Source organism: Carnobacterium sp. (genome assembly GCF_032094055.1).
GTDB lineage: Bacteria > Bacillota > Bacilli > Lactobacillales > Carnobacteriaceae > Carnobacterium_A.
The window spans coordinates 3,617-14,096 of record NZ_DAMDAK010000048.1; the positions used below are offsets into that span (position 1 = coordinate 3,617).

Here is a 10,480-nt window from a genome sequence, read left to right on the forward strand (position 1 = left end):
CAAGCTTATCAAAATGATGAAGGGGTATTTGAATTAGATAAAACCATTCTTGCTAAATTGATTGCCAGTGATCGGATTTATATCGTAGCTTGCGGAACGAGTTACAATGCAGGATGGGTAGGGAAACAGCTGTTAGAAAAACTAACTCATATCCCTACTGAAGTTCATTTATCCAGTGAATTTGGACACAATATGCCTTTATTGACCAAAAAACCATTCTTCATTTTCTTGTCACAAAGCGGAGAAACAGCAGACAGCCGTCAAGTGTTGGTTAAAGTCAATGAGATGGACCACCCTTCTTTAACCTTAACCAATGTAGCTGGCTCAACACTTTCTCGCGAAGCAGAGTTTACTCTACTGTTACATGCCGGCCCTGAAATAGCTGTCGCTTCTACCAAAGCTTATACTGCTCAAATCGCCGTTTTAGCCATATTAGCCGAAGTGGCAGGTAAAGAAACAGGTCTAGTTGTACAGGATTCCATTGGTCACGATCTTGGAATCGTAGCCAGCGGGATGGAAAGTATTCTCTCTGAAAAATATCAAATCGAACAAATGGCAGCAGATTATTTAAGTATCAGCCGCAATGCTTTTTATATTGGTCGCGGAGTTGATTATTATGTAGCTATGGAAGCTTCACTAAAACTGAAGGAAGTTTCTTACGTACAGACTGAAGGCTTTGCTGCTGGAGAATTAAAACATGGAACGATCGCATTGATTGAAGAAGGCACTCCAGTAATCGCGGTTATTACGGATGAAGGTATCGCTGGACATACACGTGGAAATGTACAAGAAGTTCAAGCCCGCGGAGCGAATACAATCGTTTTTGCTATGGAAGGACTAGAACAACTAGGCGATCAGTTCATCTTGCCAAAAGTCAATCCTTTACTTACTCCATTAGTCAGTGTCATTCCCACCCAATTGTTGGCTTATTATACTAGCTTGCAACGTGGGAACGACGTAGATAAACCAAGAAATCTTGCTAAAAGCGTGACTGTTGAATAATAAAACGTTCTTTCGCGAATCATTTGTGGCTTGAAATAAAGTTTGATAGTTTATAAAAAAGTTTGGTACAATCACATTGACCAGACAGATCAGGACGATGCAACAAACAAGTCCTATTGTTTCATACAAAAGACTTAATATTGACAGTTACTAAGATGTATTTACCTTCACATCGATTATGAAGATGACTTAAAAAAATCACTATTGTTCCATCTGGATTGGAAATACCAAAAATCTATTTAAATTATTGGAGGACTGATTCAGTATGTTAACAAGAAAAGATATTTTTAAGCACATTAAAGAAAACTTCAATACATCTCCTGATTACCCATTTCAAAAATTTCCACACTATGCTGCTTTAAGACATGAATCTAACGAAAAATGGTATGGTCTTGTAATGAATGTTCTCCCAGAAAAATTAGGTTTAGATGGAAATGACGAAATAGATATTCTAAATTTAAAGTGTCCTCCCGAGATGAGTGACGGTTTAAGAGATGGAAAGAGTATTTTGTCCGGATATCATATGGATAAGGAAAACTGGATATCCCTTGTTTTAAAAGATATAGATTCAAAAGAAGAAGTTTATAACTTAATTGAGCAAAGTTTTAATTTAACCAAGTAAACCATGCTATCTTTTTTGAAAAAGAGCGTGATCGCGGAAGAATCTAACAAAAAAACACTCATTTTGATGAAAAACAAGCCAAAAGGTACTGACTATTCGTCAGCTTTTGACTTGTTTTTTTCTTTTTTTAAGTGAATTTGTAATGAAACTATATTAATGAGATAATGAAGTACTATGTCCGGCTTTCTCGCACATAATGATTACACATAGGAGGTTAGGAATATGCTACAAGAACAAGTGAAAACTATTGGGTTTGTCAACAGCCATAAAACTGGTGAAAAACGAATTGCTTTGCTGCCTAGAGATGTTGCACACATTCAGCATCGAGAAGTTCTGTTTTTTGAACAAGGTTATGGAAGCGATTTAAATATTTCTGATAACGAATATGCGGCTTTAGGCTGCCAAATTGTTTCAAGACAAGTTGCTTTGTCACAAGATATTATTTGCGATCCTAAAATTGGCGATGCTGATTTTTTAAAAAGCTTGCAATCAGGACAAACTCTTTTTGGCTGGATTCATGCAGTCCAAAGCAAAGAAGTAACAGAAATCTTAATAGCTAATGGTCTTTCTGCCTATGCTTGGGAAGATATGTATGAAGATAACCGACATTCTTACTGGCGCAATAATGAATTGGCCGGCGAAGCAGCGGTCATGCATGCTTATCAATTGAATGGTGTTATGCCATATGATACCAAAGTGGCACTTTTAGGTCGTGGCAACACAGCTCGTGGAGCTCAAAAAATCTTAACGAGTTTAGGGGCGGATGTCCAAGTATATGACCGCAGACAAGAAGCACTGTTCCGGAAAGAAATGGCTAACTTTGATGTAATTGTTAATGCAATTTTATGGGATACTGTCCGTACAGACCATCTGATTTATCAAAAAGATCTGAAAAAATTAAAAAAAGGTACAATGATCATTGATGTCAGTTGTGATGAAAATGGCGCAATTGAAACGACTATCCCTACAACATTAGCTCATCCCATTTATGAAGTAGAGGGGATTGTTCACTACACAGTCGATCATACACCAACTATTTTTTATCAGACTTCTTCAAGTGCAATTTCACAAGAAACCGCTAAATACATTGATGACTTAGTTGAGAGCCGCCCCAATAACGTTTTAGATCAAGCCTTAATTATAGAACAGGGACAGATTCTTGATGAACGCATCAACCAATTCCAAAGTAGGGTTACAATTGATTCCCTAAAAAATATCAGCTGATGATCCTTTCTTCCTAATTCAGAAAAATAAAAAGAGCGCTAACTAATGCAATAAAAATTGCCGTTAGTTAGCACTCTTTTTTCTGATCTTGGTTTATTAGCTAAGATCAATCGGAATCGCATCGTTATTTTTTGTTCCTCGCAGTCTTGCTGTCTCTGGTTTTAATTGTAAAATCAGAATATTAGGATCATCTTTCCCATCAAAGATAACGTTCATGTACGCGCTCCATAGATGATCAATTAAAGACTGATCATCAGTAAGAGAAAGCTTCCCTTCGATCTCTACATAATCTTTATTCAAGACGCCTTCTTCATATCCTAATAATACAAATGCATTCGGATTTTCTTCTAACTCTTTTACTTTGGTGGTTCTTTTATCTGTTAATGTGTATAAAACGAAACCTTCATTAAAAAAGGTCATATAATAAGCTTTGGGTTTGTTATCTGAAACAGTGGATAAGACGCCAATATTGTTTTTAGAAATAATTTTTAACGCTTTTTCTCTTTCATCTGCCATTTTAATACCCCCAATTAATTAGTAAATATAGTATGACATACTTTATTTTTCTAATCAAAAGATACCACTTTAAGCTTTGTTACACCTTTTATTTTAGGCTTTCAGAAGCGGATTCAGTCACACGTTTACCGAAGAAGTAAACAACAGCAACTGTTACGATCAATGCAATCGGCAACACGATCCAAATGGATAGCCCTAAACCAGCAGGAATAAATCCGAAAATAACAGCGATGGCTGCAACCACGATCGCATACAACAATTGGGTCTTTACATGTTCTAAATGATCTGCTCCTGCTCCCATCGATGACAAAATAGTTGTATCGGAAATCGGTGAACAGTGATCGCCGAAAATAGCCCCTGTCAAAACGGCTCCAGTTGTGGTGATAATAAAATCAGGATTGTTGGATAATGCTGCTGATAATGGAATGGCCAGCGGCATTAAAATTCCCATTGTGCCATAAGATGTCCCAGTCGCAAACGAAATAATTGAACCTAGAATAAAGACAATAGTCGGCAGTAAGAATACAGGCATTGTATCAGATAACAAAGAAACTAAAAATTCTGCTGTACCTAATTCTCTGATAACAGCGCTCAATGACCAAGCCAGCAATAAAATTGCTCCCGTAATAATCAAAGATTTCATTCCATTGATCCAAGTGTCGACTGCTTCACCCCATGTAAAGGTCTTTTGTGATACACCCATCGTCATGGCTATGAGGCTTGCCAGTAAAGCTGCCTGAAACAACACGATACTCGCATCTGAAGCACCGAAAGCTTCTTGGATGGCCAAAAGAGATAAAGGATTTGTTTTCAGAACTGCTATCGCTGCAGCTTCTCCATTTTCCATAATTGCATTGTATCCATTGAAATAAAAACCAACAAATGCCGCTACAATTAGCGTACCGATTGGAATAATCATATTCCAAATGCTTAATTTTGTTCCTTCAGCTGGTTCCATCTCATCAATTTCTTTTGACGAGACCATACTCAACTCATCTTCGTCATATAGAGTACGATTACGTGCTTTTTTTTCAGCGTTCAGCATGGGACCAAATTCTTTTAATAACAGAATAGTCGCTAATACAAAAGCCAACATTAAGAAATTATAAAATCGATAAGGTAACGTTTGAACAAAAATACCATAAGCATTGACTGTTTGGCCAATCGCTTCATACCCCTCCTTGATCAAACCCACTTCATACCCTACCCAAGTTGAAATTAAGGCTATTCCGGCAATCGGAGCTGCCGTTGCATCAACAATAAAGGCTAATTTTTCTCTAGAGACATGTTTTTCATCCGTCACTGGCCGCATCACAGGTCCAACAATTAAGGAATTAGCGTAATCATCAAAAAACATCAGTACTCCCAAAATCCATGTAATCACTTGAGCACTTTTAGGGCCTTTGGCTTTATTTGACAAAGCAGCAGCAACAGCTTTTGCGCCTCCCATTTTAGTCATTAAGGCAATTAATCCGCCTATTGTTAAAACTTGGAGAATGATCCCCGCATTCCAAGGATCAGCCAAAGAAGTCAACGCATAGTCTACAACACTTAAAAATGCTTGTATAATCGCAAAAAAAGAATTGCTCGTTGCTAAATGAAGCACATATGCTCCTGAAAAAATACCAATAAATAATGAGATAATAACATTTTTAGTTACAAAGGCTAATATTATTGAAACAAGAGGCGGTACTAATGTAAACCAACCATAATTGACAGCAGAACCGTCTCCATTTGAGAAATCCATATTAGCAGCAACTACCATAAAAATGGCTAAGACTGAAACCAAACCAATTTTCTTCTTCATTTTCTTACTCCCTTTCTTAATTTGAACGCAAAAAAACGCCTTGAGTTCTATTCAACTCAAGGCGCACTTTATGTATGGATTCACACAATTCGATACCCTTTGTTGATAGTCCTCCACAAATTCATGCCTGAAATTTTGTGACAGTGCTGAACATATTCTGCCCAGCCCCAGCATCCAACAGTTTGGCTCTGTTAAACACTTCGGCGATTTTCCCTTTCCAACTACTTCATCGTGCCCTCTCACTAGTTGTACTCTTAAAAACCGCGCCTCTATCTTTATTTTTTTTAAAATCCTATCTTTTAGTATACAGTATTTTTTTACATTTTGACAGCTGCATTCTGCTAATCCACATCCGATTTTAATACTGCTTTTGCCCTATTTTCTTCTTGCCTTTAAAGAATAGGTTGTTATTTGTCACTAACAGAGAAATTCGTTTATGGTCTTTAAGTTGATTAACTGTTTAATCAAGTGTAAACTATTTGTATGCACAAACGCTTTCAATTTGTAACTAGAAGAAGGTTTCATATGAAAATTTTAATCACGGGCGCCACCGGTATGTTAGGCACTAAAGTAGTCGAAGCGTTATTAAAGAAAGTTAAGAAGATGTTACCTTTTTTACCTGATCATACTAAAACAAATCATTAGGTATCATGGTTCAGATCTTTTATAATAATTATAGAAAACTTTTTCAGTTTAAGAAAGGATGGTTTTATGATAAATAAAAAGGCTTTGTTTCCTGCATTTATAACAATGGCAGTATTAGCCGGCTGTTCAATGAACAACGCCACTGATAATGAAACAAATAGCACATCTTCTCAAGCAAGTTCTGCAGAAGAAACTAGCCAAAGCAGCAGTCAGGAAAGCACAGTTGAAGAAAGGTCTAGCAGTGAAGCAGACAGTCAATCAAGTGCGGCTTCATCAACAAGTTCGAGCGAACAACCCGCTGCTTTATCTCAACAAGAGGTTCTTGAAGCCATTGAAAATGAACTCTATACCGATGCGCCTATCAATTTGCCTAAACAACTCCCAATGAAAGAGGGCAAACATCTAAGTGCGACTACTTCATCCGAAGCAGGCACCTATGCTGTTGTCTTTTATGAAAGTGATGAACCAATCCCGATTAACAATCAGCAGTTAACCGATGGTACCAGCTCAGCTGAAAAAATCGCCCAATTAACGGTTCAACAATATCCTTCTCAAAAAGAAGCTGACGATCAAATAGCCCATCAAACGTTTAGTGAACAAGGCGGACAAGAAGTCGATCTAGGGTATGATATTACCGGCTATCAAGATGCAGGAGCCGGTTCTGTGTATACTGGCTGGAATGAAGGCCAATGGGCTTTGGCTGTCCATGCCAGAACCTCAAATGGCGAACAAGGTACTGAATTAGCGAAAGAAGCAGTAGAATTCTTAGAAAAGAACAGTCTTCCTGTTCCTAACCCGCATGGTTATGCTCATCTTGATTCGGAGCGTGAAACCAACCGGATCCTTTGGCAAGATGGAACAACAGTCTATGTTATTGATCAAGTAGTTGATCCAATCGACGCATTGATGATCGCTGTAGCCTTTGAATAAAGATATTCTATCCTTTTTGTTTAAAGAAAGGATAGGATATTTTTATTTATTAACCATCAATTTCATAAGGTTCTTTTATTGAATCAGCATAAGTTTTAATATATAGACCTCGTTCACTCGACCATTCAGCATATGCAATTTCCTCTATTTGCGTCTGTCCTTCTTTTCTTAACCGTTCCCGTAACCAATCTTCTGTTTTATGAATACTGTCCAATGCTTTTCCACTTAATTTCCCTTCATCGATTAAAAGAATGGTCAATATCGTATCTTCTTTTTCATTTTTCATCACACTAATCGTTCCGCCTGTTTCAAGAATCACATGTTTTGCTTCTTGCAAAGAAAAACAGTTTTGCTGCCTCATCATCGTTCTTAACTGTTCCATTTCTACATGATTGCTGTTCAATCCCTTGATATTCAGCTGTCCATCCTGCACTAAAACGCAGGGCTCACCTTTGATCCATTTGTTGATTCTATCATTTTTTTGTACGAGCGTTTCAATACTGTAAATCATAACTCCCCATACCGTCAAAGCTAGAAAAAAATGGACTAAATGGATTTTTTCATCGTAGATTGATTCTTCCAAAAGGCCTCCCAGTACCAAAGTATAAATTAAATCAAATGGTGTAATATCAGACATACTTTTTTTCCCTAATAAACGGGTAAAAAACAATAACCCGATTAATCCAAAAGCAACCTTTAACACAATACTTTCATACATAATAGACAGCCCTCTCTTCAACCTAGTAATTGTAATCGCTATTCTTTTCTTTATTCTAGCGTTTCTATTAGAGAAGTGCCATTGAAGTGCCTTAATATTTATGGATGGACCAAAAACTTGATGGATGGGGTCTATCGCTCCTCTCCAATACGACTGGATAACTTGAGCTACCTTATCACCTGAGTTTTCAGACATTATTTGATAAAATAAGTTTATAGTAAACACTAAAAAATAATCGCTTAAGAAAGGAAGAACAGTTATGCCAGAAATCAATCATAAAAAAAATGATGTTGTCATTAAATCCAAACGTTTCAAAATTTATTTCCAACAAAAATACCAAATTATTTCATTAACGAATGATGTTATCACTGGATTAATGTTTGTAGCTGGTAGTTTATTGAATCTTTTTGGTGCTCCTGCTGTTTATGGTAGTGTTATTTATTTATTAGCCAGTATCTTCTTAACTATACGTCCTATTCTTAAAATTCTTCGGAAGACTTGGATTTCAAAACTGTAAGACTAAACCCTTTAATAAGAGGAACAGAAAAAAAAGACCCACTGCAAAAGCAGCAGGTTTAAAAAGAATCTCTTTATTTATTTTTGGAGTTTGCCTTTAATATTTATATAAAAATGCGGACATCACAAGCGTGCCTAGCACAACAAGCCCCATTAGAGCAGTAGAATCGTTATCTGCTGACTTTCCAGCTTCATTTTTACTTTTTTCCAATACTTCAGTATTTTCCTTTGCTGAAGAAAACAGGATGGTTTCATTTTCTGATTCAGGTAATGCAGTTCCTTCATTTTTTACATGTGCTGTTTTTCCTGGTTCCGTTGAATCAGGTAACAGCGAAAAATGAGTTTTATCAGTAATCTCCTCCAGCGGCGATCTCTGTTTGTCTTTCGTCTTCTTTTGACTTTCATTTTTCGTAAGAGACTCTTGATGCTCGTCAACCTCTGGTAGTTTATTTTCTTCTCCTATTTCTAAATCGGAGACTTGTTCCTCATTATCCGCCTGACTTTTTTCCAATAAAACCACTTTTTCAAAAGTTGCAAACACACCTGTTGTATCCGTTATTGTAATCTCAAGGCTGTCTTCTGCACTTATTTCGGTGAGCATGCTTAAATCAAAGATAAAATTACCGTTTTTATCAGCTGTGCTTTCAGCCTCCAATTGATCACGGTAGTTAAGGGTTATCGTTGCTTCGGAAATGGTTTTTCCAGCGTAATTCCCCATGTTTTGATAGATATCTGGTAATTCAGTAGCTTGTTTGATTTCAGCTACTCGTTTTTTCCACTCTTCTGTCGGTTCTGAAACCATCTTTTCCATGAGATGTGTAATCCCATTAGATAACAAAATGAATTGGATCACTTGCCCTGTTTGTAATTCTTGATCATCAAAAGACAGTGTAAATTCTCCAGTCACAGCATCCGCTTGGATTTGATCGCTTAATTGTGTATTGATTAATAACCGAATAGAAGAACCAGGGACTGTTGTGCCCATATAGTGTTTGGTATAGGGATAGAGCGTAGGTAAAACCGTGTTTGCTTCAAGTTCTTTTTCTTCAGAAGATCCTGCTTCAATATAAATAACTTCTTTACCTGCTGTTGCTGGTAAAATTTGCTTCTCAATAGTCTCTTCCATTCCAGCTGGTTCATCACTAATTATGTGAAAAATAAGCGTGTCTCCAACCTTAAACTCTTTTTCACCAAAATCCACAGCAAATTTTCCAGTTTTATTTACTGGAATATCTGTCATCGTCCCTTCTTGATTTTTTATCTCATAAGAGAGTTTTCTATCAAAAGAGAGCATCCCATTATAAATCTTTGTGTTTTGATAGATTTCTGGCAAATCAGCCTTCTTATCTACCACTGAATCTGCTGAATCTTTACTTGCGTATTGATTAGTCACGCTTTCCGTCTGACCGTAGACTTCTGGACTCCATAATACAAAGAAGATACTCCATAATAAGCCAATCATCCAGCAGAGAGAGGTACTTTTCTTCATTATTTTTTCCTTTCCTACAAATAGCTAAAAATAGGTTAAATAAATTTCCTATTTATCGTTAACGGATTCTTGTTCTTTTAATGCTTGAACTAACTGTAAATAAAACTCACCTGTTGTCTTCACATCCGCAAATTGCTTTTTGTCCACATTAGCTTTTGAAGACAAGTAACTGACTTCTTCTTTAGTAACCGGCTTAGCTACATTGATAGAGGCTATATTCGTTCCGCTTCCCTCTTTTGAGCGGGGTATATCTAAAATCTCTTTATTGACAAGTTCGACAACAGCTGAATAAGCTGGAGATTCGGTCTCTATTCCCACTATTTTCCAATTGTTTTTTAGTTCTGGTGTGTATGTCCCATTCAATTCTTCTACTAAATATTTAGTGGCCAGTTTTTGAAGAGTGCCTTCTGTTGCACCATATGCACTTTCGGCTTGAGATTCCCATATTTTATTAAATTCTCGATTTGAAAATAATTCGCCTTTTGAACGTAGAAACTCCATTCTTCTTGAGTTCATTCCTAGTTTTAATGAGTCATCCATCTTGATGGGCGTACCATCTAGTTTACGTAACTGTTTGATTCGGTTTCCTGGTTCTTCACTTAAATCTATTTCATACTTGATATTTCCAAATAAATCGTTCGTCACTTTATCAGCTGTTCGCCGCTTTTCATTAAAGCTGATCGTGACATCTCCCGGTTGGGCGGTATTAAAATAACCAGCAGCCCACTCCATATAATCTTTTAAATCCTGGCCAGTTACTTTGTAAACAGAAACGTCTCCATCCTCAAATTGGTAATTATACCCTAAATCTTTTTTTCGAATCGCTCCGATTTCTAATGAAGCTTGATCGTTATCAATTTGATGAGCAACGACATCTGCATGACTGTAGTAGAGCATCACTTCATGTAAAAAGTCTATCAAAGGAGTCTCTTGTGTTTGAACTGCTGGGATGCCCTTGATTGTGTCTTCGGGAACTAAATTCATTCCTTTCAGCTCACCTACTATTTCATT

10 protein-coding genes and 1 riboswitch are annotated in these 10,480 nt (G+C 36.9%); of the genes, 5 read left to right on the plus strand and 5 right to left on the minus strand.

Annotated features, from left to right (window positions below; all coding sequences use genetic code 11):
- The 3 genes from RT405_RS08405 to RT405_RS08415 all read left to right on the plus strand — a co-directional run.
- Positions 1-1,002, plus strand: a 1,002-nt coding sequence (locus tag RT405_RS08405) for an isomerizing glutamine--fructose-6-phosphate transaminase (protein WP_313469072.1), incomplete at its 5' end; no start/stop codon positions are given.
- A gap of 265 nt (positions 1,003-1,267) precedes the next feature.
- The gene (locus tag RT405_RS08410) at positions 1,268-1,624 is read left to right on the plus strand and encodes an MmcQ/YjbR family DNA-binding protein (RefSeq protein ID WP_313469073.1); all 357 of its coding nucleotides are present in this window, start codon (positions 1,268-1,270) and stop codon (positions 1,622-1,624) included.
- A 222-nt stretch (positions 1,625-1,846) separates the two neighbouring features.
- Positions 1,847-2,848 (plus strand): N(5)-(carboxyethyl)ornithine synthase, encoded by a 1,002-nt coding sequence (locus RT405_RS08415; RefSeq protein WP_313469074.1) that lies wholly within the window; start codon positions 1,847-1,849, stop codon positions 2,846-2,848.
- Between the two features lie 96 nt (positions 2,849-2,944).
- On the opposite strand, the gene RT405_RS08420 is transcribed toward RT405_RS08415, so the two are convergent.
- Both RT405_RS08420 and RT405_RS08425 read right to left on the minus strand, forming a co-directional pair.
- Entirely contained in the window at positions 2,945-3,364 is a 420-nt protein-coding gene (locus tag RT405_RS08420) for a pyridoxamine 5'-phosphate oxidase family protein (RefSeq protein WP_192987228.1), read from the minus strand.
- Positions 3,365-3,452: 88 nt separating this feature from the next.
- The gene (locus RT405_RS08425) at positions 3,453-5,171 is read right to left on the minus strand and encodes a Na+/H+ antiporter NhaC family protein (protein WP_313469075.1); all 1,719 of its coding nucleotides are present in this window, start codon (positions 5,169-5,171) and stop codon (positions 3,453-3,455) included.
- Between the two features lie 98 nt (positions 5,172-5,269).
- Positions 5,270-5,451: riboswitch (Lysine riboswitch) on the minus strand.
- A gap of 431 nt (positions 5,452-5,882) precedes the next feature.
- On the opposite strand from RT405_RS08425, the gene RT405_RS08430 reads away from it, so the two are divergent.
- Positions 5,883-6,746: a hypothetical protein gene (locus tag RT405_RS08430; protein WP_313469076.1), complete on the plus strand. Its 864-nt coding sequence runs from the start codon at positions 5,883-5,885 to the stop codon at positions 6,744-6,746.
- A gap of 49 nt (positions 6,747-6,795) precedes the next feature.
- On the opposite strand, the gene RT405_RS08435 is transcribed toward RT405_RS08430, so the two are convergent.
- Entirely contained in the window at positions 6,796-7,464 is a 669-nt protein-coding gene (locus tag RT405_RS08435; protein ID WP_313469077.1) for a DUF421 domain-containing protein, read from the minus strand.
- Positions 7,465-7,723: 259 nt separating this feature from the next.
- Here RT405_RS08435 and RT405_RS08440 point away from each other — a divergent pair, with 259 nt between their 5' ends.
- Positions 7,724-7,981 carry a YrhK family protein gene (locus RT405_RS08440; RefSeq protein WP_313469078.1) on the plus strand — a complete coding sequence of 86 codons (258 nt, stop codon included), beginning with the start codon at positions 7,724-7,726 and terminating at the stop codon, positions 7,979-7,981.
- Between the two features lie 96 nt (positions 7,982-8,077).
- On the opposite strand, the gene RT405_RS08445 is transcribed toward RT405_RS08440, so the two are convergent.
- Positions 8,078-9,469: a hypothetical protein gene (locus tag RT405_RS08445; RefSeq protein WP_313469079.1), complete on the minus strand. Its 1,392-nt coding sequence runs from the start codon at positions 9,467-9,469 to the stop codon at positions 8,078-8,080.
- A gap of 48 nt (positions 9,470-9,517) precedes the next feature.
- Positions 9,518-10,480 (minus strand): 5'-nucleotidase C-terminal domain-containing protein (locus RT405_RS08450; protein ID WP_313469080.1); only part of this gene is annotated, 963 nt, incomplete at its 5' end.

Coding starts and splice junctions, on each gene's coding strand:
- RT405_RS08415 (WP_313469074.1), top strand. CDS start 1,847: ATGCTACAAGAACAAGTGAAAACTATTGGGTTTGTCAACAGCCATAAA.
- RT405_RS08425 (WP_313469075.1), bottom strand. CDS start 5,171: ATGAAGAAGAAAATTGGTTTGGTTTCAGTCTTAGCCATTTTTATGGTA.
- RT405_RS08410 (WP_313469073.1), top strand. CDS start 1,268: ATGTTAACAAGAAAAGATATTTTTAAGCACATTAAAGAAAACTTCAAT.
- RT405_RS08440 (WP_313469078.1), top strand. CDS start 7,724: ATGCCAGAAATCAATCATAAAAAAAATGATGTTGTCATTAAATCCAAA.
- RT405_RS08420 (WP_192987228.1), bottom strand. CDS start 3,364: ATGGCAGATGAAAGAGAAAAAGCGTTAAAAATTATTTCTAAAAACAAT.
- RT405_RS08430 (WP_313469076.1), top strand. CDS start 5,883: ATGATAAATAAAAAGGCTTTGTTTCCTGCATTTATAACAATGGCAGTA.
- RT405_RS08435 (WP_313469077.1), bottom strand. CDS start 7,464: ATGTATGAAAGTATTGTGTTAAAGGTTGCTTTTGGATTAATCGGGTTA.
- RT405_RS08445 (WP_313469079.1), bottom strand. CDS start 9,469: ATGAAGAAAAGTACCTCTCTCTGCTGGATGATTGGCTTATTATGGAGT.